Consider the following 23,408-nt stretch of genomic DNA (forward strand, 5'->3'; position numbering starts at 1 on the left):
GGCGAATAGAATTCGGTGGGCGTTTTCTAAATCTTGAGATTCGCGACAATTTCTTTCAAATGTGGTTCAAACTGTTCCAAGTTCGCAAGCTCTCTAAACACGCTACTTTGAGCGGCGGGATCATAGCCAGTAACAACGATTTTTAATTCATTATCAAATGCCATATAGCTCACGTATTTCTCGCGAACTTTACCCGTCGCATCAATGCCCGTAAAGCCATATCGCAATCCTGGAACAGAGCCAAATTTCACTTCTTCAGGAGTTTGCACCCGAACTTTGTAACCTTTGCCGTAAGCTGTAGCCCGATCGCGTTCGATCGTTTTGTAGTAATCCGCAATCACGATTCTCAATGCCTCTAGCACTTTTGCTTTATCACTCGGATTGCTATAGGTGAACAATCCAGGAACTAATCCACGCTGGTCGAATTCGCGTGACAGGATTGGAGACTTATCGAATTGCCAGCGCTGAAGCTCAATACTACCGAGCAGAGGCATATTGCGAGACACACAGAGGAAAGAACTTTCGCGATCGCAAGCACTCACACGCCATCCCGCAGGTGCAGAAGTCTTTCCAAGAATCGTCAACCAAGGATTATTCAATGCAGTCAACGTGTCATAAAGCGGTGTTCCATCATTTGCTAACACCACATAGCGATACTGCCGAAAAGCATTTGCTAGATAAGGCTTTAGTTGCGTAAAACCATCTGCATTCCGAACAGTAACTTCAAAGTATCCGCCTTCTGGAACCCAAGCAATCCACCATCCTTGTTTCGCTTTGTCATAGCCCAGAGTTTCCCAGAATTTAAGCCTTGCTCTGCGTTCATCTTCAGGGTGAATGCTTTGATTGACTTTGCGCCAGCTTGGTTGTCCTGAATTCCGCAGAGCATCGCGCAACATTGCGATCGGCATCTGAACCGGGGGACGAGTCAGATACCAACTATAACGATCGCGTTCTGTGAGAAGGTATGTTCGAGTACAGCCATCGTACTGCGCGGAAACTAATCGCCCATCTGCGGTATACACTTCATAGGTTGAGCCTTCAAGCCTCAAAGTGTTGAGAATTTGCCGTTTAGCGGGTCCTGTTTGAGCATCGAAGACTGGCATTAAAGTGATTCGTCGATCGCTAATCACACCGAGCATTTTCTGTCCAAAAAACTCATTAGGGTCATTCTTAAGCTGGTTCGCACGTTGTCGAACTTCAGCATTAACTACCTCAGGAGGGCGACCAAAGCCTGCACAGTTGGCTTGAACGGGATGAGAAGCAATCGTGACACAAGAAGCAGCAACAATAACCGGGAGAAAAAATCGTTTCAACATAGCTCATGAAGGGCGTACAAGGCTTGGATATCATTCGACATGATTAGAGGGATAGCTTGAGTAATTTTCTCAATCTCCCAATTCCACCAGCTAATTTCGAGGAGTTTAGCAACTTCAGCATCACTAAATCGTTTCCGAATTACAGTTGCAGGATTGCCACCTACGATCGCATAAGCTGGAACATCTTTCACTACAACAGACTTGGCTGCAATTACGGCTCCATCTCCGATTTTGATTCCAGGCATGATCAGTGATTCATAGCCAATCCAAACATCATTTCCAATCACAGTATCGCCTCGACTGGGAAGATTGAGCAGTTGATCCATCGAGCTTTCCCATCCATTCCCAAAGATCGGGAACGGATAAGTCGAAATGCTGTCTAGCTTGTGGTTTGCGCCGTTCATGATGAATTTTACGCCTGTAGCGATCGCGCAAAACTTTCCAATGATTAAGCGATCATTGCCATAGTTGTACAAAACATTGCGCTCAAATCCTTCTGGATCAACCGGATCGTCATAGTAAGAGTACTCTCCGACACTGATATTTGGAGCCGTGATGCAATCTTTGAGAAAGCACACCCGTAGATGGTCAGGAATTGGATGTTTCTGATTGGGGTCAGGACCATTTGGGTGTGCCATGATTGTTTTCTCTACACTGTAACGAATGTGCAGATTAACAGTTGCATCTATAGCAATCCTAAGTTAGTGATGAAGTAGGGATAGTTGTGAAGAAGTAGGGGGTGGGGAGTGGGGTGTGGGGTGTGGGGTGTGGCTCCCGTTTTGATTCCTGACTCCCTACTCCCTACCCCCCACTCTTTCCAATGTTTACGACTCAAATAGGAGCGCTATATCTATTGCAAGTTGAGTTTTGCGTATTCAGTCGAATCCTCGGTTTCACCTGTGGTTGCTGCTTTCACAAAGCCGATCGTTTTAGCGATCCAGCCTGCGGGCGCATCCCAATATTCTGCTTTGATTGCGTTCACTTTTAGCAATGCAATATCTGGCTCATTCAGTTCTTGTGGGAACCAAGCTTTGAGTTCTGGCTTCCAAAGTTCCTGCATCTTGGCGCGATCGCGAACCAGTTCAGCCATTCCAGAGAGTGAAACATAGCGTTGCTTGTCTGGTGCTGAAAAACTGACATTTACCTGATGATGGTGATTTACTTCTGTCACTTTGTGCGAACTAGCGTAAGTAAAAAACCACAAATCGCCATTCGCTTCGACTTCACTGTTTGTTGCCATCGGACGGCTCCGAAGACTACCATCATCATCGATCGTGGTCAACATACAATAATTAATGTCTTTGATCATCTCTCGCAGCTTTTGCAGAGATTGATTAGAATCGGTTGCGATCGTCATTTCTAAAGTTCCTCTGAATGAGTTTACTTAGTTTATGAAACGTTGCGCTAGATGACTTCTTCCTCTTTACGGGTTTTGAATACACTTTTAGAGGATGCTTTAAAGCGATTGAGAAACACGTCTTTATCAACCGTTCTCCAGCCTTTGATGCAATCCTATTCAACTATAGCAATCCTATCTAAGTTGTGAAATGCTCCAAAGCCCCCTAAATCCCCCATTCTGGGGGACTTTGAGAGAGAAAATTCCCCAATTCTAAGAAGTCCTCAGAGTTCAAAGTCCCCCAAATTTGGGGGATTTAGGGGGCACGATCAACCCTGCATTTCACGACTAATTTAGGACTGCTATATGTAGGATTGATGAGTGTATTGATGCAAGGAATTGCCATTCGTTCGCTGATTAAACGAGTGTGTAAATGGAAGCTAACCTTAGCCGGACTAGGATTGATAGTCCTGGGCTACTGTGGTATTGCGATCGCGGTCAAATAGCGTGGAACGCAACATCAAATTAAACATCTTTGCCGCGTTTCAACCACCAAAACCAGTTGCCACCGATTCGAGTGTGGTTGATTTTTGAGGTCGTGTCGCGAAATGCTGTCTGCAATACATCAGAATTAGGCAGCTTACCGCCGGGGAAGTAGGCAAAGCCAAACTGATCAAGGCAGCCAGTGATAAAACAGGTTTCTGACGTTTGGAATTGCATTCCATCGGCAACTTTCTTGATCGCTTGAGCTTGAAACACTCCCACCTGACGCGGGGATGTGGTTGCTGGTGCATTAGATTGTAGAACTTGTTGGGCAAACTGGTTCATCTGGGAACGACTCATCACAAACGCCAATCTCAGAGGGATTTGTAGGTTGATCAGGAGAATTGTGACACCCACAAGAACAGGAAATATCAATACGATGCGCCAGTTCATCGCGTTCTTGGCTACGTGCGATCGCGCTCTGAGCAATGATTGACACAGACGAACTGTTGCGGCAAGCTAGATGATCCCGACAACAAACCAAAGGCACAACGTTGCTAGACGGAACATCGGATCAACTACGCCTTTGAATACTGCGGCATAAAGGGTTGTTAGGCAGGCGAGACAGACGATCAGGGGAGCTAGCCAACCAGGTAGGAAGATACGATGAATCACTCTAGTCATGGGAGGATTGAGAGTAATAGGAGGGAGGCTTTAAGCGGGTATCTGAACAATAAAAAGAAAAAAGACCAGGTGGGCAATACACCATCAGTAACGATAACTTAACTGCACTCAAAACAACAGAAACATTACAGAGACACTCACAGTTCAGTTCAACAAGTGCGATTTCTCTCCCGTTCCTGATATGGAGCAGTTTCTCACGCGCTGAGGGTCTACTGGAAAGCTGCTCCGTTTAGGTAAACGATTTTGTCAAGGATGATCTTCTATGAATTTTTTTTCACAGACTATTCATTTCGCATTCATGCTCGACCCCGAAAGTAATAAGTGTAAGGCAAAGAAACCTTACTGCACACCTTAACCCTAATTCAATTCGGAGGTTTAACTATGAAGCGTGTCATTCTTTCTGCTTTGTCAGTGTTAACTCTTTCTAGTTTTGTTGCTCCAGCTGCATTTGCTGAATCACCCACTGAGCAGAAAACAGCCGTTGTTTCTTCCACATTGAATCGATCGACCTCGTTGCAAGTCACACCCAATGTCTTAGTCACCTCAGCCTATCGGGGAAGCTATCTCAATCAAGGCATTCCTAGCCATGCTCAACTGCATCATGCGTATGTGAGTGGACAAGTGACGGCTGAAGATCTGATTCGAGTCGCGATCGCGCAAGGACAACTTTCACCAGAAGCGCTTTCGGATACTGGCTATGTCAATACGGTCGATGCAAAGTTGGGATCGTTCAGCCAGTAGTTAGGGACACGATAGATCGGTAGAGATGTCTTGTAGAATTGTCTCTACCGATTTCGGCTGCCAACGTTCTCAATGGAGTGTTCTATGCAGATTGAAGATGTCGCAGGATTGATTCATCCCCTGATTGCAGTTGCGTTTGTGTTTCCGATCATTGGAATTGTGACGAACTATGCTTGGCAGACTCGGCAGCGTCGTCTTGGAACGGATAAAAGTAGTAAAAATAAGATTGCTCCGGGTGTTGGTGCAGAACATCTGCGATTGGGACAATTGCTGAGTAATGCAGTTGTAATGGTTTCGCTGGTTGGATTAGCTCATCCGATCGTATTCAAAATGATTGCGAGTAATGCTTGGGGACAAGAGCCGCTTCGAGTAGTGTTTGTTGGAACTGTGTTTGGATTGACGATCGCATCTTTAGCAGGTTTGAATCGGGCTAGTAATCGACTCTGGCGGGCTGTCTTTGCGACTTTAACCGGAATGGGAATTATTTTACTCGGCTCTCAGCCTGAAGTGTTTCGCCGCGAGTTTGAGTGGTATGTCTCGCACTATTACTATGGTGTAGCAGTTTCATTGTTGATGATTTTTTCGCTGGCGATCGTTCCCGATATCTATCGCGATCGCAAAAATCGCTGGCGTAATATTCACATTATTCTCAGTTGTCTTGCTCTTCTATTCTTTATTGGACAAGGCTTTACCGGATCTCGCGATTTGTTGGAAATCCCGTTGAGTTGGCAAAAATCGCATATTCAAAAATGCGACTTTCAGAAGCTAACTTGTCCATGAGTTCACAGTCCTTTAAAGCCCGTTTTGTTTTCAATGGTTTGTACGATCGAGGCTGATTTCGGAACGGTTCGCGATTTCTGGTGAGCGATCTGACTCAGCCCGATTCCGACTAACACAATGCTACCTCCAATGTAGTGTGCCATTGTCGGAGTCTCGCCCAAAATTAAATAAGCAAAAGCAACACCCGCGATCGGGGTAAACGAACTAATCAAGGATGCTCTTGAAACAGTAGAGCTTTGCAATCCTAGAAGCCAAAACGACTGACCGAGTACAACAATCACGGTTCCATAAACGAGCATCCACTTCCATAGAAGCGGCGCAAACACATCCATAAAGTGATGATGACCATAGAGTAGGAGAGCAAGGACAAAGAAAACAACTGTACCGAATGCGGTGCGAACAATGCTATAGAGTCCAATCGGAACTTGAGTCAGTTTTGTTTTAGAAATCACGGTCGAAACTGCAAGCGCGATCGCACCCAGCGCTGTCAATGCTTCCCCTTTTCCAAAGCTTAATCCAGCCATCTCAATCATTTCTGTAGGGGGCTGCAAAAGTACAGATAGCATGACCCCGATTAGAACCACGATCGCGCTTAATTGCTCAAGGAGAGTAACCCGTTCTTTCAGTAACCAGATTGAAAGAATAAGTGCGATCGGGGGTTCTAGTCGCCCAACTAACACCACATTATTTACGGCAGTCAAAGAAAGGGCTTGAAAAATGAATGCGGGTGCGATCGCGCCCGACAACATGGCAACCGTAATCAATCCCGTCCATTGTTGCTGTGACAAATCCTTGAGTAATCTGAGTTGCTGTCGATGCAGTAAAACAAGGACAAACAATGCACAAATGTTACCGACAAACAGAACATTACACAGCGAGACGGGATTTCGCCCATCAATCAAATTTTGCGCTCCAATGTCCGTTACTTTGCGGGTGACAGAATTTGCAGCCCCAAAAATCAGGACAGCAAGCCATAGATACACCTGACCTGGAATCGTTCGTTTGAATCGATCGACGAGTTGTTTGAACATGAATTTCTTTTCATGAACCGTTCATTTTCGCTTCATACCAGTCTGCGATATTCACTGTCATAAGGCAAATCGAAACCTAGAAGACCTCAAGGAGTTTTTGACATGAAACGCCGTTTTCGTTACGTGCTACTGTCCTGCCTCGTTGCGATCGTCATTGCAAGCTGCGGAGGAAAAGCAACGACCCAAACCCCCAGTCCAGTGCCCCAAAGTACAGCGATCGCTTCTCCAACGACACCACAAGCTGCAACAGCAAAATCGAGTGTGATTTCTTCTGGTAACTTTGTGAACGGCGAACACCCAACCCAGGGCACAGCAGAAATTGTCAATCAAAACGGCAAGCGAATTTTGCAACTGAATGACCAATTTAAGACTTCGACCTCTGGACCTGATCTCGTCGTGGTGCTGCATCGTTCTGCGAATGTTATTGGAGAAACAACGCCACCTGCCTATCCGCTTAAAGAGGGTGACTATACAGTTCTTGCGCCGTTGAGAGCATTCAGTGGAGCGCAAAGCTATGAGATTCCAGACAATCTGAACTTAAACGATTTTCAATCGGCAGTGATTTGGTGTCGTCGGTTTAACGCGACCTTTGGCTCTGCCGCCTTGAAATCTAGCAGCTAGGATTTGACCGATTATGAAAGAGACATAATCCTTGCCGAAGCTACACACCTCTGCTCCTGCTGAAGTTCCATCTGACTCGCTAAGAGCAGAAAAAAGATCTGACTAGAAGCCTATCGCTTAGAGGTAATGATACCTGAGATAGATGGACTGACTACCCTGAAAAAGCTAAAACCCGCAATGGAACTAATGAAGGAGGCACAAGTAGGAGTTGAAGAAGCTGAATCAATGATAGAAGGTTTAAAGGTGTAGCAAAGGTTATGAATCGAGAGCCAGAACCGAAAAATCATTCACCTCTATGGAGTCGGATTAGCACGAATTCTTTAGTTCGTTTTCTGCTATTCTTTGCATCCGGTTGGGCATTTGTTACCCTCTTTCAATACTTTGAGTATGTCATCTTCGTGTTTGCGATTTCAGCAATTCTAGCCCTGATATTGAGCTACCCGGTGCGTTATTTAGAACGCTTTGTGAAGCGAAGTATTGCATTAGGTCTAGTCATTGCTTCAAGTCTAATCATTATTCTTGTTGCGGTTGTTGCGATCGCGCTCACGCTAACGAATCAAATTCAGCAGTTGATAACACTATTACTCCAAACTCTCAATACCGCGAACAATCCATTTGATCAATTGCAGAATGCGTTAGTAACCCGAAACATTCCGCTGAATCTGGATGCGATCGAAGCTCAGATTCGCAATCTATTTACAATTGGATTGAATTGGGCGGTGACTTCTCTGCCGATTCTGTTTCAGAATTATGTCACATTTATCATTATTCTCGTTGTTGCCTTTTTCATGTTGATTGATGGTACAAAGCTGTGGCAACTTGTTCTAAAGTTAGTTCCGCCTCAACATCGAAGGCGAGTTGCAACCTCGGTACAGACGAACTTTGCCGGGTTTCTTCGGGGTCAGTTGCTGATCTCGTTTTTGCTGAGTGTTGCTACCTTTCTCGTGTTTGTGCTGTTTCAAATTCCGTTCTCATTTTTGCTTGCGGTGACAGTCGGTGTATTTGATTTGATTCCTGGAATTGGTGCAACCTTGGGAGTGACACTCGCTTGCTTAGTTATTCTGGTACAAAGTGGCTGGTTGACTGCGCTTAAAGTTCTAGTGATTTGTGTGATTCTGCAACAACTACAAGACAATCTACTTTCGCCGCGTGTGATGCAAAATACAGTTCATCTTAGTCCTGTGATCGTGTTTTTTGCGCTTTTAGTTGGAACACGAGTTTCAGGATTACTAGGTATCTTTTTATCGGTTCCGATCGCAGGTGTGATCGTTAGTCTATTAGAAATTGAAGAGGCACAAGGAGATTGAGTACAGGAGTTGTAAAATCCTGCAATTTACTAGGTCTAATTTTATAGACAGAGGCTTTTATGCAAAAAAATCGCAACCCTGTGTTCGTTGACTTTCAGAAAGTTCGCTGTATTCTGTTCAGAAAGCCGATGGCGGGATTTGAACCCGCGACCGCTCGATTACGAATCGAGTGCTCTACCCCTGAGCCACATCGGCAAAAAGCTTCAGAAATTATAACAGGTTATCGATCGCACAATCACATGATTTGCACAAAATTCCATCCCGTGACACGATCGAGAAAATCATACCGCCTTTTATGAGTCAACAATCTGAACGCTTACGCCAATCTGACCCCGAAAAATACGCTCGATTAAAAGCCGAAGCCGCCGCACCCTATCGCGGATTGCGGAAATTTATTTATATTGCCTTTGGTGGATCAGGCGCGATCGGGGCACTGGTCTTTTTTGCTCAAACGATCGTAGGGCGAGACCTCGAAACCGCAGTTCCAAATCTCGCCCTACAAGTTGGACTCGTTGCCCTCATGGTTTGGCTATTTCGGTTAGAAAGCCGCAAAACCCGTTAGGACTATCGCGCTCCCACGACATAAGGAGAAGGAATCGCTTGAGCTTTTCCTTGAGCAACCAGCGCTTGATAGATAAACGCCGCTACTTCTCCACGAGTCGCTTCCCGATTCGGATTAAGCTGTCCGACGGTCGGATAGTTCACCACAATCTGACGCTGAGTTGCAGCCGCGATCGGACCTGTTGCCCAACTTGGAATCGAAGCTGCATCTTGGAAGCGCGAGAGCAAACTGGGATCGCCTGCACCGTATTGCAAGCCATTCGACAAAGCGACTAAGGCTTGAACTTTCGGAATTCGCTGATCTGGGCGGAACGCGCCACCAGGGAAGCCTGCCATGAAGCCCGCACGAGAAGCCGTTTGAATGGCTCCAAAGCCCCAGAAATTACTGCGAACATCGGTGAAATTCACGGCTGGATTTCTGGGGGCTGGACTAAAGGCTTTTGATACGATCGTCGCAAATTGAGCGCGAGTCACCGGATCATTCGGTTTGAATGTGCCATCGGGGAAGCCTGTGATAATGGCTTGAGAAGCAAGAGCTTGAATGTACTGCTGTGCCCAATGCCCCTGAATATCAGAGAATGCCGTATTTGTCCCGCCTGCAACAAAGTTAATTCGACCTGCAATCTTTTTCGGATCGATGCTGTTACCAACGGCTTGCAACGTATTGCTTGTCGTGTTGTTGAGATCCACTCCAAGCGGCTTGCGCTTTGCATCTCTGCCATTGTTGCGGATGGTATTGTTGCCTAAACTATCGGCAGTTCCCAAGTCAGGAAATGCACGATTTAGGACAACGATGCCATCGCCTAAACTATCGGTGATCACATTGTTGCGGAGGATCGGACGAGTGGAGCCATCCATATAGATGCCCGCTTGGTTTTGTGTGATCTGGTTGCCTTCAAGTCTGGGGATGGAATTGCCACCGAGCGCTAGTCCGAATCCAGTATCGTTAAAGACATTATTTCTGATCACGCCGCGTGAACCGCTCGTGATCGAGATGCCATTGCCGCCATTTTTCGTAAATACGCTGTCTGCAACGATCGGGTTCGAGTTTCCAGTTGCAAATATACCTTCACGGTTGTTATTGGTAAACGTGCTATTGGCAATAATGCCATCGACATCTTCGACCCAAATCCCGGTTCCGCGTGTCGCAGTGTTGGTGACAGTCACGCCCCGAATCTCGCTACCATTGGCGGCTCGAATGGTTGCATTTTGTTGACCAAAGGTTTTACTCAAGGTTGCTCCACTGCCTTGAATCACAACGTTTGCACCTTTGCTGTTTTCGTCGCCGCGCAGGATGACACCCGGTTTCATCACGATCGGGAATTGTTCACCGCTTTGCTGCGTGTAGTTGCCGGGTGCGAGTTGAATTACGGTGCCTGCATTGGCTTGCTGCATCGCAAAGGTGATCGTGCGAAATGGAGCCGCATCAGTTCTTCCAGAGGTCGCTTGATCGCTTCCTGTGTTGGGATTGACGTAGAGAACTGAGGTTACAGCGGGCGGGGTAGGAGTGGTCGGAATGGGAAGTTGGCTAACCGCAGGAGCTTGGGCGATTAGCGGAGTGCTAAGAGCGAGTAAAGCGAGTAGTGCTAACTGGGTAGGAACGATCGTGCGGAACATAGAATTTTTGCGGGTGCGAACCATAAGTCCTCTCATCTCAGAGTGGTGAATGCGGCATTGTGACTAATGAGGGATGACAAGCGAAGGTAGATGCAAGTTCCCTAATTCGTAAGCTATTGCAATATACACAAGCTAACGAAAAGTGGCGCATCTGTAGATCGTCAGGATTTTACAAAATTGTGAGAATTTAGCGATCGTTCTTCTCTTGATAGTGGTTTCTCTACGGTTTTCCGAGATACTGGGAAAGGCGACAGTCAAAAGTGAGAGTCACTATGCTATCGAAAGGATTTGAGATTGAGGTGTATACCGGAACCCCGCAAGGCGATATCGTCGGACTGTCGGATCAGATTGTGGCAGCGCTGGATGGTTTTGTGCGTGAGCCGGATAGCCGCAATGTGGAATATACGACTCCGCCTTGTTTTCGGTATGAGCGATCGCTGTGTGATTTGGTGATGCCGCGCCTCCACTTGCGGCAATTTCTCAAGTCGAAAGGGGACTATACGCTGATTCCTGGAAGTACGTTGCCGCTGAAGGGACAGGGCGATCGCTTTTGGCGGTCTGATCCTGCAAATCCTTATCACGATTATATTGAACAAACTTACGGCACAAAAGTTGTGACTGCCAGCGTTCACATTAATGTTGGTATGAGTGATCCAGAGACATTGATGAGAGCGTGTCGATTGGTGCGAGTGGAAGCGCCGTTATATTTAGCTTTGAGTGCTGCTTCTCCGCTGTTTAATGGTGAAATGACTGGATATCATTCAACTCGTTGGGGATTGTTTCCGAAAACGCCTGCTCATGTGCCGCTGTTCGAGAGTCATGCTCACTATATTCGCTGGACAGAAGAACAAATTGCGATCGGAACCATGCAGAATGTCCGTCATCTCTGGTCTTCAGTGCGTCCGAATGGTGATCGACGACCTTACAACTTGAATCGGTTAGAACTGCGAATCTGTGATTTAGTTTCTGATCCGATCGCGCTTTTAGCCATTACTGCATTATTAGAAGCTCGATTGCATCAAGTGATCGAAAATCCGAGTCTTGATCCGCTGGAATTAAGCCAATTGAGTCCAGAAGATTTAGTTGAATTGACGAATGAGAATGAAGCGGCTGCTTCTCGATCGAGCCTGGATGCCGAGTTGAGACATTGGAAAGATGGACAACCGATTTTGGCGCGGGACTGGATTGAGCAACTTTATGCAGAAATGTTCGCGATCGCGAAACCCAAAGGATTTAGCTGTTTCTTATTGCCCGTGAAGAAGATTCTGCGAGAAGGCAATGAAGCGATGCGCTGGATTCAAATGAGCGAACAAGGATTAGACAGTCGTGAAATTATTATGCGATCGATTGAAGCGATGCAGGTTCGGGAAGGAGAACTCGAAGGGCAAATTTGTCGATCGCTCGTGGCTTGAATCTTGTCGATCACTTTACTAATGCGGAAAGTGTTCGATCGCAAATTCAACGCAATTCGGGGCAGGGTTAAACCACGAGATATTACTCGGTTTTCTAACTTGCAAAAGGATTGAGAATTTGAACCCCTGTTTGATCAAAATCCTTCTCATTGCGAGTAACGAGGCAAAAAGAGCCTTGCAATGCGATTGCAGCAATTAAAGAATCAAAGATCGGCAATGTTCTGCCCTGGGACTCTAATCGACTGATGAGATCTCCCCACAGCAGCATTGTCCCTGTGTCGAGTTGAATGATTCTCTCTTGAAACTCAATCAAAAGATTCTGCGACAGCCAGGTTTCTAAATCATTTTTTCGCCGAGAAGCTGGCATTTTGCTAACTCCTTTGGCGATTTCTCCGATCGTGATGACGCTAAGATAAATCGTCTCTCGCCGCTGACTAGACAGCCAATCAATTACTCCAGAATTTGGTTGTTTAGCTGCGGCTTCGGAGATTGTGCATGTATCTAGCAAATATCTCATGGCATAAAGCGATCAAGAATCGGACTCTGATCGCGTGAAAGATCGAGTTCTCCACTTGTGATCGCTTCACCTAGTGGAGAACTTTGGAAAAAGTCAACCAACGTTTGAGAAGCGTCGCCCTTACTAAGGGTTGGCTCAGACTTCAAACTGTGTGCCAAAAGTTCAATTATCCGGAGCTTTTCTGTAGGGCTAAGTGCAAGGAGTTGCTGCTCTAGTTCTAACTGTGTCATTCACTCAGGTTTTATAGCGGTTTGTATGTTCTAGTTTAATCGACCTGATGGAATGAAGCTTTCTCGCTCGTTATAATTCACCCTCAGAAATGCTGATATCTTTAAGCTTTATGACTCGATCGACGATTATTTTCGGCAGTATCAATATGGATCTCGTGGCGCGGGTTCCTCAGTTACCTAGACCCGGAGAAACCTTGTCAGGATATTCGTTTTCAACGGTTCCGGGAGGAAAGGGAGCCAATCAAGCGGTCGGAGTTGCAAAATTGGGTGGATCAACTCAGATGGTCGGGCGAGTGGGTGGCGATGCGTTTGGCGAAGAATTGCTAAAGAGTTTGCAAGAGGCGGGAGTTCAGACGGATTTAGTAACAGTCGATCGATCAGTTTCGTCTGGAGTTGCGATGATTGCAGTGGATGATCAGAGCGAAAATCACATCATTGTGATCCCAGAGGCAAATGGCAACGTTGATGAGCAAGATCTTGAAAAGCTTGAATCTGCATTAACGGATTCATCGATTTTGCTATTGCAGCTTGAGATTCCCATTACGATCGCTGAATCTGCTGCTCGAATTGCGAAACAAATCGGTGCAACAGTGATTCTCGATCCCGCTCCTGCACCTGCGAATTTTCCAGAAGCACTTTATTCTTTGATTGATATTCTGACTCCGAACGCGATCGAAACTGCTCAATTGGTAGGATTTGCGCTTCAGGATCAAGCAGATGTCGATCGAGCCGCGACAATTTTGCAACAGAAAGGGGCGAATACGATCGTCATTAAGCTTGGTTCCCAAGGAGCATTCTGCGCGACAGAACAAGAGCGATTCTTTGTTCCAGCCTTTTCGGTGAATGCGATCGATACGGTTGCGGCTGGGGATGCGTTTAATGCAGGATTGGCAGTCGCATTATCAGAAGGATTACCAATTCGGGAAGCAATCGTTTGGGGAGCGGCAGCGGGAGCGCTTTCAACGACAAAATCGGGAGCGCAAACTTCGTTAGTCGATCGAGTAACCTTTGATCAATTTCTCAAGCAAAAACCCTGAGTCTCTGACAACTCAGGGCGGACTTCTGACCAAACCTTACTAGAGAGAGGAGAGTAGGTTCTTGATGATTAAACTGTACAAAAGATCACCCTCACTTCGTCCCTTCCTTAAGAGCAGAATCGCTCCTCAACAAAAGTTAGAGAGTTTTATAAACTGGCTCATGCTATTGATAGAAGGCGAATAGAAATGTACGGTGGCGTACTTAAATTTTCAAGCGCAGCAAATCCGATCGAGTTTTAAGCTTTTCCACGTTTGCCAGAAAAACTTCTCCCCCCTTAGATGGACGACTGCCCCTACCGTAAGACGTAGCCTAGATTTCACTCTGAAATTCTTAAAAATTCCTCTAAGGCTCTTCTTCGCAACGGGTAGCAATTAAAAATGGAATCATTGCAACGAGTCAACATTTTCATCGTGGACGATGATCCTGATACACGAGATCTTCTGCGATTTATGCTGGAAGGAGAAGGAGCGATCGTCACTGTTGCGACGAATGCAAAAGAGGCTTTATCCCTGCTAGAAAAAGAGTTGCCAGCGGTTTTGGTCAGTGATGTCGCCATGCCTGAGATGGATGGATTTCAACTGATTGAGCAAGTTCGTGAACTTCCTCAAGGTGAAGAACTTCCTGCGATCGCATTAACCGCTTATGCCCGCGAAGAAGATCGGATGCAAGCGATCACTTCGGGTTTTAATGATTACCTCACAAAGCCAGTAGATCCGCTTGAATTAATGCGTCTGATTCAGCGATACTGCTTACCAACCTAAGTAAATTTAGTATTGAATGTTCTCTGAATCTTCGGTCTTAATCGTTGACGATGATCAGTTCAGTTGCGAAGCTTACCGTCGCTGTTTGTCTGATTGTCCATTTGGTGTTGTAGCACTAAATTCTATCGAAGATGCGGTGAGAACTTGCCGTGAAACGTCGATCGACGTAATTCTATTCTCGGATCTGGCATTTATTGAAGCAATTAAATCTGCATTGGGTGATTTGCATCCGCCCTTGATTTTGATGACAAAACAAGGGGATTCATCGATCGCAGTTCAGGCGATGAAACAGGGTGCAGAGAATTATTTAGTCACAGATTATATTACTGCTGAACTTTTAGAAATCACGCTACGAAGAGCGATCGAGCAATCACAATTCAAACGCGAACTCACTCAAAAATCAGAAAAAGATCGGCAGTTTATTCAACAACTCACGGATGCCATTCCTGGGATTCTTTACATTCACGATTTAACAACTAGTCGCAACATTTTTGTGAATCGCCAAATCGCTAATGCTCTTGGCTATACCCCAGATCAAGTTCAGGAAATGGGCAGTGATGTTTTGCCAAAATTAATTCATCCAGATGATTTTGAGCGGGTTCCTCAACATCTGGCACAGTTTCAGACCGCTGCAAATCATCAAGTGTTCGAGTTTGAATACCGAATGCAATCGGCAGATGGTGAATGGATTTGGTTTCACACTCAAGAAGTCGTGTTTCGTCGATCGTCAGAAGGTGTACCGATCGAGATCTTGGGATTAGCTCAAGAAATCATGCAGCGAAAGACGTTGGAATTGTCTTTAACGAGATCGAATGAACGATTTGAACTAGCATCTGAGGCGGTTCAAAGTTTGGTGTATGACCTCGATTTGATTACTGGAATCGTAGAGCGAACTCGTGGTCTAGCCGATGTGGTGGGATATTCGCCAGAAGAAGCAGAACCAACGGTCGAATGGTGGCGCGATCGAATTCATCCTGATGATTTGGCATCATTCGATCGAGAAGAGTTTTTTGAACGAATGAGAGATCAAGATCGGTTTGAAGGAGAGTATCGGATTCGACATCGAGATGGATATTATGTTTGGGTGCAAGAACGCGGCATCGTCTTGCGGGATGCGAATCGACGACCGATCCGAATGGTGGGAAACACGATCGATATTAGCGATCGTCGATCGGCAGAACTAGCACTGCGAGACAGTGAGGCGAAATTCCGTCGCTTAGCGGACTCGAATTTGATCGGGCTTTTCTTTGCAGATTTCAGCGGACAAATTTATGAGGCGAATGATGCCTTTCTAAATCTGCTAGGCTACACCCGCGAAGAGTTAGAGACTGGAGTACTCAATTGGATGACTTTGACTCCTCCTGGCTATGAAGCACACACGTTAGAAGTCGAAGCCCAGTTGAAAGCGACCGGAATTGCTCCACCTTCTGAGAAAGAGTACTACCACAAAGACGGGTCTCGTGTTCCGATTTTGATTGGCACTGCGATGATGGAAGGACGCGAACAGGATGGATATAGTATCTGTTTTGTGTTGGATTTGCGCGATCGAAAACGGGCGGCTCAAGAGCGGGAAAGACTGTTAGCAGAAGCAGAAGCGGCTCGTGCAGAAGCGGAAGCGGCAAATCGAAGTAAGGATGATTTTTTGGCGATCGTCTCTCATGAATTGCGATCGCCTTTGAATTCGATTTTGGGCTGGTCGAAACTGCTGCAAGCTCGGACGTTTGAGCCTGAAACAATGAAAAGGGCATTGTTAATCATCGAGCGAAATGCTCAAGTTCAGGTGCAACTGATTGAGGATTTGTTGGATGTGACTCGAATGGTTCGCGGAACGGTGCGAATTGCGCTCACTCAGGTTGATCTCGCGCCAGTCGTGGAAACAGCGATCGCGAATGTGCAATTGTCGGCAGAAGCAAAAGGAGTAATTGTACGATCGCAGATTGAGCAATCGATCGATTCTGTAACAGGTGATCCAGCTCGATTACAGCAAGTGATCACAAATCTATTAACGAATGCAGTAAAGTTCACTCCGAGTGGTGGTCGCGTTGATGTTGAATTAAGCGTTGTAGATTCATCCACAGTTGAGATTGTGGTGCGAGATACTGGAAAAGGAATTGAGCCAGAATTTTTGCCGCATGTGTTCGATCGATTTTCTCAGGCAGATGATGATTCTAGTCGCTATAAAGATGGATTGGGCTTAGGATTAGCAATCTCGCGTCACTTGGTCGAATTGCATAAAGGAACAATTTGGGCGGACAGTGCAGGACGAGATCAAGGCGCAACGTTTACAGTCCGATTGCCGTTAGCCAATTGAATCTCGGAGCATGTTTGAAACGTATAAAAAGTTTCCTCGCTTCGTTGCGATTTCGCCCCGGAATAGAATTCGGGGCTAACAGAACGAAGTCCACTAAAGGGGACTAAGAACCAAATTAAGTCGAGTCTTCAGTCCTTTTCAAAGGACTTCGCACCGATAGCCCCGAATTCCATTCCGGGGCGGATGAATGCAATAAACGATACTTTTCAAACATGCTCTTATGCGATCGACAAATCTCACTTTAACGATCGTGCTGACGATCGGAATTCTCTCCGTTTCCACAGCAGCAATTCTGATTCGATTGGCATCCAATGTTTCAGGCGCTTCAGGAGTCGGATTTAGTCTGGTATTAGCGGCATCAAGGTTGTCGATCGCGGCTCTGTTTCTCGTTCCCACTTGGAGATCGTTCCAACCCGCTTCACCGAATGCGATCAAGTTTGCGATCGGGGCTGGAATTTCTTTAGCGGTTCATTTTGCAACTTGGATTTCGTCGTTGTCGTATACGTCGATCGCCGCTTCTACAACGCTCGTCACCACGAATCCGCTTTGGGTCGCACTACTTAGTTGGTTCTGGTTTCGAGAAAAGCCAACTCCTGCAACTTTTTTAGGAATCGGAATTGCAATGGTTGGTGGAATTCTAATCGGATTCGACGACACAAGCCAAGATGGATCGAATCCGCTGTTAGGAAATGGATTAGCGATCGTCGGTGCGTGGGCAGCAAGTTTGTATCTGTTACTGGGAAGAGAAGCCCAGAAAGGCTTAAATGTAGGGAGTTATGTAACGGTTGCTTATACGACTGCTGCAATTGCACTATTTCCTTTGCCGTTCCTATTTGGTTCTCCGTATCTTGGCTATCCCGTTCCTACTTATGTCTATATTGCGTTAATGGCAGTATTTCCGCAATTAATCGGACATACGAGTTTTAATTGGGCGATGCGACATTTACCGCCCACGATCGTGACCTTGATTATTCTTTTAGAACCTGTTGGATCGACAATTTTTGCGATCGCATTTTTCCAAGAAATCCCTGGAACGCAGATCATTATTGGTGCTCTGGTTCTGTTGGTGGGAGTTGCGATCGCAATTTTAGGAAATTCTGCAAAAGTGTCCTGATCTACGGGAATTCTGAAGTAGTAGATATTGGTAGATGCACCCTGATTAATTACCCCTGACTTCGGTTGGGGGTTTTTTGTTGCAAGGCTTCGATCGCAGCTTCAAGTGCGATCGCTACATGCGTCCAATGCGTTCCTCCTTGGCAGAACACCACATAAGGTTCTCTCAACGGACCATCCGCCGAAAATTCCGAAGTACTGCCATCGACAAACGTTCCGCCCGCCATCACCAATTCGCTTTCATATCCCGGCATTCCAGACGGAACCGGATCGAGATAAGACCCGATCGGGGAATTTTGCTGAATCGATCGACAAAACGCAATAATCTTCTCCGGTGAACCTAGTTTAATTGCCTGAATCACATCGCGTCTCGCTGCAAATGGAGTCGGATTTACCGGATAGCCTAACTTGTCAAACACATACGCGGTTAAATGATTGCCTTTCATCGCTTCCCCGACCATTTGCGGCGCGAGAAACAATCCTTGAAATAGAAGCCGATTTTGATCAAACGTTGCCCCTCCAGAACTGCCAATTCCTGGAGCCGTTAACCGACAAGCTGCCATTTCCACCAAATCCGCTCGACCTGCGACATATCCGCCAGTCGTAACGATCGTGCCTCCGAGATTCTTGATCAACGATCCTGCAATCAAATCGGCTCCTACCGCAGTCGGTTCACGATCTTCGACAAATTCGCCATAGCAATTATCGACAAAGCAAACCGTATTCGGATTTTGCTCTTTGACGATCGCAATAATTTTCTCGATTTCCACGATCGATAAACTCGGTCGCCAAGAATAACCACACGATCGCTGAATCGATACCAATTTCGTCTCCGGTCGAATCGCCGTCTGAAGCGCGTGCCAATCAATCAAACCTTCTGGGGTCAATTCCAACTGGCGATAAGACACGCCAAGATCCTTGAGCGATCCTTGATTCTCGCCTCGTAATCCGATCACTTCCTCTAACGTGTCATACGGTGCGCCTGCCACACAAAGCATCTCATCCCCAGGACGGAGAACACCATAAAGCGCAGACGCGATCGCATGAGTGCCAGAAACGAATTGAACCCGCACGATCGCGGCTTCGGCTTGCATCACTTCCGCGAATACTCGATCGAGCACTTCTCTGCCTAAATCATCATGACCATAGCCAGAGACACCCGCAAAATGGTGAACGCCCACTCGATGATTGCGGTATGCGCTCAACACCTTATATAAATTTTTCTTGACCTTTGCGTCAATACCAGAAAAGATTTCAGATAGTGCTTTTTCCGCTTCTTTTACCAGAATCGAGCCGTTCATCATCTGCCTCGTTAATTAAAAGTTACAGTGGAGATTGCGCCGTCCCGAACTTGAACTCGTCTTCGGTTAAAGCGGGTTCTATTGTCGCGCAGATCGAGCATCGTATTCCGTTTAGAGACTTTTTCATGACTATCGCAACTTCTGAAAAACTGAAAATAGACTATCCCACGCTCGCCTTCATGGTGGCAATTCACATTGGCGCATTGTTCGCCTTTTTGCCTGGAAACTTTAGTTGGAGTGCTGTTGGACTTGCCATCTTTCTTCACTGGCTCACCGGGGGGCTAGGGATTACTTTGGGATGGCATCGTCTCATGAGTCACCGCAGTTTCCAAGTTCCCAAATGGCTCGAATACACGCTGGTATTCTTTGGGTCTTTGGCAATGCAGGGCGGTCCGATCTGGTGGATTGGGTTACATCGCCATCATCATCTTTATTCTGACAAACCCAACGATCACCACGATTCGACCAAAGGCTTCTGGTGGAGCCACATGGAATGGATGTTGCGGGATGTCCCTGCTGAAAATGAGATTCCTAAGTTCACCAAAGATATTGCTGATGATAAGTTCTATCAGTTTTTAGAGAATTATTTCGCGCTGATCCAAATCGCATTGGGTGTTTTGCTTTATGCGATCGGGGGTTGGTCTTTTGTCACCTGGGGTATTTTCGTCCGCTTGGTGTTGGTGTATCACTGCACGTGGTTGGTGAATAGCGCGACTCATAAGTTTGGCTATCGCACGTATGATTCAGATGACAATTCCACAAATTGCTGGTGGGTGGCTGTCTTGGTGTATGGCGAAGGCTGGCACAACAATCACCACATGTATCAATACTCTGCCCGTCATGGTCTGAAGTGGTGGGAAGTTGATATGACCTGGATGACGATTCGTTTGCTGCAAATGTTAGGGCTGGCAACGAAGGTGAAATTGGCAGAAGATAAAGCTTAAGGTTCTCTTTTTCATCCCAAAGAATCCCGAATGCGTCTCTAAGTGACATCGTTCGGGATTTTTTGTGTTCATTCCTCCTTCAGATTGGAATGTTCCCTCTTGAAGTGGCATCATCTATTGAAAAAGAGGAAACGATCGCTCTTTAAGTGGCATCATTCATCAAAAAAGAGGAAATGTCCTCTTTTGTTCTGAGAATGTCTATCAAAAAAGAAGAAACGATCGCTCTTATAAGAGGAAACGATCGCTCTGTAAGAGGAAACCGAGGCAGTTCAGCATAGAAGATTGGCTCTTTATGGAGAAACGCCGATATTTTTTGGAGAAATACTCGTTCTCTGTGTAGAAAAGATACAGAGCGATCGCGGAGTTGCCCCAATGAATGCTGGATCGAAGAAGGATTTTTTTGTCAGCTACAACCAGAACGATCGACGAATCGCAGAATGGATCGCGTGGGTGCTAGAGGAAGAAGGGTATTCCACCGTGATTCAGGCTTGGGACTTTGGCGCAGGTGGGAACTTTGTACTGGATATGCAGCAAGCAGCGATCGACGCAGAAAGAACGATCGCGGTTTTATCAAGAAATTCGCTGAAATCAGAATTTGTCCAAGCAGAATGGGCAGCCGCGTTTAAGCGAGATCCATCTGGAAAGGAACGCCGACTGATGCCGATTCGAGTAGGAGACTGTCAGCCTCTGGGATTGTGGGCACAGATTGTTTATGTCGATTTAGTAGGGAAAGAAAAGGAAGAAGCGAAGGAATTGATTCGATGTGCAGCAGTCGCAGCCGTAAAGAAGGTGCGCGGAAAGCCGAGCCAAGAGCCAGAGTATGTCCTGTCTTCTCACAAACCAGAACCGATCTATCCGCCCTCGATCGCTCAGAATCTCCCCCGAATTAACGATGTGTTTGTGGGTCGGGAATTGGATCTTGAAGAACTTCACCAGAAACTGCAAACAGGAAGGGCGACAGCGATTTCTGCGATCGCGGGAATGGGCGGGATTGGTAAAACCGAATTAGCCGCGCAATATGCAGTGCAACATCGAGATCTGGGAACTTATCCGGGTGGGATTTGCTGGCTGAAAGGTCGCGAGGAGTTAGGAACGCAAATTGTCGGATTTGGTCGATCGAGGTTGCATCTTTCTATCCCTGAAGAGGTGGAGTTAAGCGAACAGGTGCATTTGTGTTGGGCACAGTGGCGAGCTGAAGAATCACTGATTGTATTTGATGATGTGCAGGAGTATGTGGAGATTGAGCCGTTTTTGCCGCCACAACGATCGCATTTCAAAGTGCTGTTGACGACGCGATCGCGCTTTGGCTCTCCGGTACAAAATCACGAAATCAAGGTACTTTCAGAAGCGGCATCGTTGAATTTATTGAGAGCGATCGTATCTGATGAACGAATCGATCAAGACCTAGAGACAGCAAAGCAGGTTTGTGAATGGTTGGGCTATTTGCCGTTGGGATTGGAGCTAGTTGGGCGGTATTTGGCGCGACGGAAAGGAACGTCGATCGTGAAACTTTGGGAACGGTTGCAGGCGCAGAAGTTAGCAGCGAAGGCATTGCTAGAGGCGGAACCCGGAATGACGGCATCTTTGGGAGTCACAGCGGCGTTTGAGTTGAGTTGGCAGGAATTGGATCTGAAGGCGCAACAGTTAGCAGCACTTTTAAGTCTGTTCGCGCTGGCTGAAATTCCGTGGTCGCTGGTTCAGGCTTGTTTACCGGAAGCAGATGAGGAAGAATTAGAGGATTTGCGCGAAGAACAGTTAGTGAATTTGAGTTTACTAAGCTTCGAGGGTGGAGAGAATTATCAATTGCATCAGTTGTTGCGGGAGTTTTTTGCGGTGAAGCGATCGCAGATGCCAGAAGATGAAGAATGGAAGCGATCGTTTTGTGCGGTGATGAGTGCGATCGCAAATCAGATGCCAACGACCTGGACACTCGCATCGATCGAGCAGTTTTCAGCGACGATTCCACACCTTAAAGAATCAGCGACAACCTTAGAAGCTTGGTTGGCAGATGAGGATGTTTATAAGCCTGGAAATCGGCTTGGTCAGTTCTATGAAGGACAATCAGTATTTTGGGAAGCAGAGGAATGGTATCTGCACTGTCGATCGCTCTTGACTCAGCGATTAGGCAAGAAACATATCGGTATGGCAATAAGTCTGAGTAATTTGGCAAGATTGTATCAGTTGCAAGGACGGTATGAGGAGGCTGAACCGCTCTTTACCCAGGCTTTGGAATTATGTCAATCGCTCTTTGACAAGTACCACCCGTACATAGCACTAAGTCTTAACAATTTAGCATTATTGTACGAGTCGCAAGGACGGTATAAGGAGGCTGAATTGCTCTTCATTCAGGCTTTGGAACTACATCAATTGCTCTTTGACAAGAACCGTCCAGAGGTGGCAACAAGTCTACACAATTTGGCAAGATTGTATCGATCACAAGGACGCTATGAGCAAGCCGAACCACTCTTCATCCAAGCTTTGCAGTTAATGAGATCGCTCCTTGGCGAGAATCATCCCGATGTGGCAACGAGTCTGGGCAACTTGGCAGAACTGTATTTCTTACAAGGACGCTATGAGGAAGCTGAACCGCTCTATATTCAGACCTTGCAGTTAACACGATCACTCTTCGATGAGAAACATCCCCATGTAGCAGCGAGCCTGCACAATTTGGCAGCATTTTACAAATCGCAAAGATACTATGAACAAGCCGAATCGCTCCTGATTCAGGCTTTGGAATTAAGGCGGTTCCTCTTTGGCGAGAACCACCCGGCTGTAGCAGCAAGTTTGCACAATTTGGCAGAATTGTATCGGTCACTAGAACGCTATGAGCAAGCTGAACCATTCTATTTGCAGGCTTTGCAGTTGATGCGATCGCTCCTTGGCGAGAATCATCCTGATGTGGCAACGAGTTTGGGAAATTTAGCAGGATTGTATCGGTCACTAGAACGCTATGAGCAAGCCGAATCACTCTTTATTCAGACCTTGCAGATTCACCAACGAATATTAGGACAAAACCATCCCCATGTTGCTGCCGGACTGAATAATCTTGCAGGACTTTACATAACATTAGAGCGCTTTGCAGAAGTTGAGCCATTGTATCTACGAGCGATCGCTATCCTCTATGAGCAACTGGGAGCAAACCATCCCACCACAGAAACCGCTTGGGGGAACTTTCTTGAGTTCTTAAGGCAAGTGATACAGCGCGATCGCACCGCAGAACTCTCGAATCATTCGATAACACGATCGCTTCTCCAACAACTTCAGAACGAAGAATCGTAGAGGGTCGATCGTAGGAATGGAGAGA

General features: G+C 46.4%; 23 protein-coding genes and 1 tRNA gene. 13 read left to right on the forward strand and 11 right to left on the reverse strand.

Annotated elements, in window-relative coordinates:
• Positions 1 to 26 precede the first annotated feature (26 nt).
• From ACQ4M5_RS08795 to ACQ4M5_RS08805, 3 genes are all read right to left on the reverse strand, one after another.
• The gene (locus tag ACQ4M5_RS08795; protein WP_430675207.1) at positions 27 to 1,316 is read right to left on the reverse strand and encodes a hypothetical protein; all 1,290 of its coding nucleotides are present in this window, start codon (positions 1,314 to 1,316) and stop codon (positions 27 to 29) included.
• The gene (locus ACQ4M5_RS08800; RefSeq protein WP_430675208.1) at positions 1,310 to 1,954 is read right to left on the reverse strand and encodes a CatB-related O-acetyltransferase; all 645 of its coding nucleotides are present in this window, start codon (positions 1,952 to 1,954) and stop codon (positions 1,310 to 1,312) included. The genes ACQ4M5_RS08795 and ACQ4M5_RS08800 overlap by 7 nt, the downstream gene beginning before the upstream one ends.
• Before the next feature lie 212 nt (positions 1,955 to 2,166).
• Positions 2,167 to 2,673 (reverse strand): pyridoxamine 5'-phosphate oxidase family protein, encoded by a 507-nt coding sequence (locus ACQ4M5_RS08805; RefSeq protein WP_430675209.1) that lies wholly within the window; start codon positions 2,671 to 2,673, stop codon positions 2,167 to 2,169.
• 356 nt (positions 2,674 to 3,029) lie between these two features.
• On the opposite strand from ACQ4M5_RS08805, the gene ACQ4M5_RS08810 reads away from it, so the two are divergent.
• On the forward strand, positions 3,030 to 3,158 hold the full coding sequence (locus ACQ4M5_RS08810; protein ID WP_430675210.1) for a hypothetical protein: 129 nt from the start codon (positions 3,030 to 3,032) through the stop codon (positions 3,156 to 3,158).
• Between the two features lie 19 nt (positions 3,159 to 3,177).
• Here ACQ4M5_RS08810 and ACQ4M5_RS08815 read toward each other — a convergent pair whose 3' ends face one another.
• Both ACQ4M5_RS08815 and ACQ4M5_RS08820 read right to left on the reverse strand, forming a co-directional pair.
• The gene (locus ACQ4M5_RS08815; RefSeq protein ID WP_430675211.1) at positions 3,178 to 3,588 is read right to left on the reverse strand and encodes a hypothetical protein; all 411 of its coding nucleotides are present in this window, start codon (positions 3,586 to 3,588) and stop codon (positions 3,178 to 3,180) included.
• 66 nt (positions 3,589 to 3,654) lie between these two features.
• Positions 3,655 to 3,819: a hypothetical protein gene (locus ACQ4M5_RS08820; protein ID WP_430675212.1), complete on the reverse strand. Its 165-nt coding sequence runs from the start codon at positions 3,817 to 3,819 to the stop codon at positions 3,655 to 3,657.
• Positions 3,820 to 4,200: 381 nt separating this feature from the next.
• Here ACQ4M5_RS08820 and ACQ4M5_RS08825 point away from each other — a divergent pair, with 381 nt between their 5' ends.
• Both ACQ4M5_RS08825 and ACQ4M5_RS08830 read left to right on the forward strand, forming a co-directional pair.
• A complete protein-coding gene (locus ACQ4M5_RS08825; RefSeq protein WP_430675213.1) occupies positions 4,201 to 4,560 on the forward strand; it encodes a hypothetical protein in 360 nt (119 codons plus the stop codon).
• A gap of 84 nt (positions 4,561 to 4,644) precedes the next feature.
• Positions 4,645 to 5,340, forward strand: coding sequence for a DUF4079 domain-containing protein (locus ACQ4M5_RS08830; RefSeq protein WP_430675214.1), 696 nt, complete (start codon positions 4,645 to 4,647; stop codon positions 5,338 to 5,340).
• A 2-nt stretch (positions 5,341 to 5,342) separates the two neighbouring features.
• Here ACQ4M5_RS08830 and ACQ4M5_RS08835 read toward each other — a convergent pair whose 3' ends face one another.
• Positions 5,343 to 6,371 carry a DMT family transporter gene (locus ACQ4M5_RS08835; protein WP_430675215.1) on the reverse strand — a complete coding sequence of 343 codons (1,029 nt, stop codon included), beginning with the start codon at positions 6,369 to 6,371 and terminating at the stop codon, positions 5,343 to 5,345.
• Between the two features lie 102 nt (positions 6,372 to 6,473).
• Here ACQ4M5_RS08835 and ACQ4M5_RS08840 point away from each other — a divergent pair, with 102 nt between their 5' ends.
• Positions 6,474 to 6,992 (forward strand): DM13 domain-containing protein, encoded by a 519-nt coding sequence (locus ACQ4M5_RS08840; protein ID WP_430675216.1) that lies wholly within the window; start codon positions 6,474 to 6,476, stop codon positions 6,990 to 6,992.
• A 257-nt stretch (positions 6,993 to 7,249) separates the two neighbouring features.
• Positions 7,250 to 8,299: an AI-2E family transporter gene (locus tag ACQ4M5_RS08845; RefSeq protein ID WP_430675217.1), complete on the forward strand. Its 1,050-nt coding sequence runs from the start codon at positions 7,250 to 7,252 to the stop codon at positions 8,297 to 8,299.
• Positions 8,300 to 8,422: 123 nt separating this feature from the next.
• On the opposite strand, the gene ACQ4M5_RS08850 is transcribed toward ACQ4M5_RS08845, so the two are convergent.
• Positions 8,423 to 8,494: transfer RNA gene (locus ACQ4M5_RS08850), tRNA-Thr, on the reverse strand.
• Between the two features lie 100 nt (positions 8,495 to 8,594).
• Between ACQ4M5_RS08850 and ACQ4M5_RS08855 the strand changes: the two genes are divergently transcribed.
• A complete protein-coding gene (locus ACQ4M5_RS08855) occupies positions 8,595 to 8,861 on the forward strand; it encodes a DUF3493 domain-containing protein (RefSeq protein WP_430675218.1) in 267 nt (88 codons plus the stop codon).
• 2 nt (positions 8,862 to 8,863) lie between these two features.
• On the opposite strand, the gene ACQ4M5_RS08860 is transcribed toward ACQ4M5_RS08855, so the two are convergent.
• Complete coding sequence (locus ACQ4M5_RS08860) at positions 8,864 to 10,501, reverse strand: DUF1565 domain-containing protein (RefSeq protein WP_430675219.1); 1,638 nt, start codon at positions 10,499 to 10,501, stop codon at positions 8,864 to 8,866.
• Positions 10,502 to 10,749: 248 nt separating this feature from the next.
• Here ACQ4M5_RS08860 and gshA point away from each other — a divergent pair, with 248 nt between their 5' ends.
• Positions 10,750 to 11,889: a glutamate--cysteine ligase gene (gshA, locus tag ACQ4M5_RS08865; protein ID WP_430675220.1), complete on the forward strand. Its 1,140-nt coding sequence runs from the start codon at positions 10,750 to 10,752 to the stop codon at positions 11,887 to 11,889.
• Positions 11,890 to 11,983: 94 nt separating this feature from the next.
• Here the strand turns inward: gshA and ACQ4M5_RS08870 are convergent, their stop codons facing one another.
• On the reverse strand, positions 11,984 to 12,406 hold the full coding sequence (locus ACQ4M5_RS08870; protein WP_430675221.1) for a type II toxin-antitoxin system VapC family toxin: 423 nt from the start codon (positions 12,404 to 12,406) through the stop codon (positions 11,984 to 11,986).
• The gene (locus tag ACQ4M5_RS08875) at positions 12,403 to 12,636 is read right to left on the reverse strand and encodes a hypothetical protein (RefSeq protein WP_430675222.1); all 234 of its coding nucleotides are present in this window, start codon (positions 12,634 to 12,636) and stop codon (positions 12,403 to 12,405) included. The genes ACQ4M5_RS08870 and ACQ4M5_RS08875 overlap by 4 nt, the downstream gene beginning before the upstream one ends.
• 89 nt (positions 12,637 to 12,725) lie before the next feature.
• Here ACQ4M5_RS08875 and rbsK point away from each other — a divergent pair, with 89 nt between their 5' ends.
• From rbsK to ACQ4M5_RS08895, 4 genes are all read left to right on the forward strand, one after another.
• Positions 12,726 to 13,673, forward strand: a complete 948-nt coding sequence (gene rbsK, locus ACQ4M5_RS08880) for a ribokinase (RefSeq protein ID WP_430675223.1) — start codon at positions 12,726 to 12,728, stop codon at positions 13,671 to 13,673.
• 378 nt (positions 13,674 to 14,051) lie between these two features.
• Positions 14,052 to 14,435: a response regulator gene (locus ACQ4M5_RS08885; RefSeq protein ID WP_430675224.1), complete on the forward strand. Its 384-nt coding sequence runs from the start codon at positions 14,052 to 14,054 to the stop codon at positions 14,433 to 14,435.
• A 16-nt stretch (positions 14,436 to 14,451) separates the two neighbouring features.
• Positions 14,452 to 16,746 (forward strand): PAS domain-containing protein, encoded by a 2,295-nt coding sequence (locus ACQ4M5_RS08890; RefSeq protein WP_430675225.1) that lies wholly within the window; start codon positions 14,452 to 14,454, stop codon positions 16,744 to 16,746.
• Between the two features lie 220 nt (positions 16,747 to 16,966).
• The gene (locus tag ACQ4M5_RS08895) at positions 16,967 to 17,860 is read left to right on the forward strand and encodes a DMT family transporter (RefSeq protein ID WP_430675226.1); all 894 of its coding nucleotides are present in this window, start codon (positions 16,967 to 16,969) and stop codon (positions 17,858 to 17,860) included.
• 49 nt (positions 17,861 to 17,909) lie between these two features.
• On the opposite strand, the gene ACQ4M5_RS08900 is transcribed toward ACQ4M5_RS08895, so the two are convergent.
• The gene (locus ACQ4M5_RS08900; protein WP_430675227.1) at positions 17,910 to 19,160 is read right to left on the reverse strand and encodes an aminotransferase class I/II-fold pyridoxal phosphate-dependent enzyme; all 1,251 of its coding nucleotides are present in this window, start codon (positions 19,158 to 19,160) and stop codon (positions 17,910 to 17,912) included.
• 125 nt (positions 19,161 to 19,285) lie between these two features.
• Here ACQ4M5_RS08900 and ACQ4M5_RS08905 point away from each other — a divergent pair, with 125 nt between their 5' ends.
• Both ACQ4M5_RS08905 and ACQ4M5_RS08910 read left to right on the forward strand, forming a co-directional pair.
• Positions 19,286 to 20,104: an acyl-CoA desaturase gene (locus ACQ4M5_RS08905; RefSeq protein ID WP_430675228.1), complete on the forward strand. Its 819-nt coding sequence runs from the start codon at positions 19,286 to 19,288 to the stop codon at positions 20,102 to 20,104.
• Positions 20,105 to 20,476: 372 nt separating this feature from the next.
• Complete coding sequence (locus ACQ4M5_RS08910; protein WP_430675229.1) at positions 20,477 to 23,383, forward strand: tetratricopeptide repeat protein; 2,907 nt, start codon at positions 20,477 to 20,479, stop codon at positions 23,381 to 23,383.
• Positions 23,384 to 23,408: the final 25 nt, after the last annotated feature.

Origin of the sequence: Leptolyngbya sp. AN10 (assembly GCF_050565645.1) — a bacterium.
Classification (GTDB): Bacteria; Cyanobacteriota; Cyanobacteriia; order Leptolyngbyales; family Leptolyngbyaceae; genus Leptolyngbya.

Bases quoted from the DNA above. Each gene is read 5' to 3' on its own strand.
- ACQ4M5_RS08795 (WP_430675207.1), bottom strand. From the start codon at position 1,316: ATGTTGAAACGATTTTTTCTCCCGGTTATTGTTGCTGCTTCTTGTGTC.
- ACQ4M5_RS08800 (WP_430675208.1), bottom strand. From the start codon at position 1,954: ATGGCACACCCAAATGGTCCTGACCCCAATCAGAAACATCCAATTCCT.
- ACQ4M5_RS08805 (WP_430675209.1), bottom strand. From the start codon at position 2,673: ATGACGATCGCAACCGATTCTAATCAATCTCTGCAAAAGCTGCGAGAG.
- ACQ4M5_RS08810 (WP_430675210.1), top strand. From the start codon at position 3,030: ATGAGTGTATTGATGCAAGGAATTGCCATTCGTTCGCTGATTAAACGA.
- ACQ4M5_RS08815 (WP_430675211.1), bottom strand. From the start codon at position 3,588: ATGAACTGGCGCATCGTATTGATATTTCCTGTTCTTGTGGGTGTCACA.
- ACQ4M5_RS08820 (WP_430675212.1), bottom strand. From the start codon at position 3,819: ATGACTAGAGTGATTCATCGTATCTTCCTACCTGGTTGGCTAGCTCCC.
- ACQ4M5_RS08825 (WP_430675213.1), top strand. From the start codon at position 4,201: ATGAAGCGTGTCATTCTTTCTGCTTTGTCAGTGTTAACTCTTTCTAGT.
- ACQ4M5_RS08830 (WP_430675214.1), top strand. From the start codon at position 4,645: ATGCAGATTGAAGATGTCGCAGGATTGATTCATCCCCTGATTGCAGTT.
- ACQ4M5_RS08835 (WP_430675215.1), bottom strand. From the start codon at position 6,371: ATGTTCAAACAACTCGTCGATCGATTCAAACGAACGATTCCAGGTCAG.
- ACQ4M5_RS08840 (WP_430675216.1), top strand. From the start codon at position 6,474: ATGAAACGCCGTTTTCGTTACGTGCTACTGTCCTGCCTCGTTGCGATC.
- ACQ4M5_RS08845 (WP_430675217.1), top strand. From the start codon at position 7,250: ATGAATCGAGAGCCAGAACCGAAAAATCATTCACCTCTATGGAGTCGG.
- ACQ4M5_RS08855 (WP_430675218.1), top strand. From the start codon at position 8,595: ATGAGTCAACAATCTGAACGCTTACGCCAATCTGACCCCGAAAAATAC.
- ACQ4M5_RS08860 (WP_430675219.1), bottom strand. From the start codon at position 10,501: ATGGTTCGCACCCGCAAAAATTCTATGTTCCGCACGATCGTTCCTACC.
- gshA (WP_430675220.1), top strand. From the start codon at position 10,750: ATGCTATCGAAAGGATTTGAGATTGAGGTGTATACCGGAACCCCGCAA.
- ACQ4M5_RS08870 (WP_430675221.1), bottom strand. From the start codon at position 12,406: ATGAGATATTTGCTAGATACATGCACAATCTCCGAAGCCGCAGCTAAA.
- ACQ4M5_RS08875 (WP_430675222.1), bottom strand. From the start codon at position 12,636: ATGACACAGTTAGAACTAGAGCAGCAACTCCTTGCACTTAGCCCTACA.
- rbsK (WP_430675223.1), top strand. From the start codon at position 12,726: ATGCTGATATCTTTAAGCTTTATGACTCGATCGACGATTATTTTCGGC.
- ACQ4M5_RS08885 (WP_430675224.1), top strand. From the start codon at position 14,052: ATGGAATCATTGCAACGAGTCAACATTTTCATCGTGGACGATGATCCT.
- ACQ4M5_RS08890 (WP_430675225.1), top strand. From the start codon at position 14,452: ATGTTCTCTGAATCTTCGGTCTTAATCGTTGACGATGATCAGTTCAGT.
- ACQ4M5_RS08895 (WP_430675226.1), top strand. From the start codon at position 16,967: ATGCGATCGACAAATCTCACTTTAACGATCGTGCTGACGATCGGAATT.
- ACQ4M5_RS08900 (WP_430675227.1), bottom strand. From the start codon at position 19,160: ATGAACGGCTCGATTCTGGTAAAAGAAGCGGAAAAAGCACTATCTGAA.
- ACQ4M5_RS08905 (WP_430675228.1), top strand. From the start codon at position 19,286: ATGACTATCGCAACTTCTGAAAAACTGAAAATAGACTATCCCACGCTC.
- ACQ4M5_RS08910 (WP_430675229.1), top strand. From the start codon at position 20,477: ATGAATGCTGGATCGAAGAAGGATTTTTTTGTCAGCTACAACCAGAAC.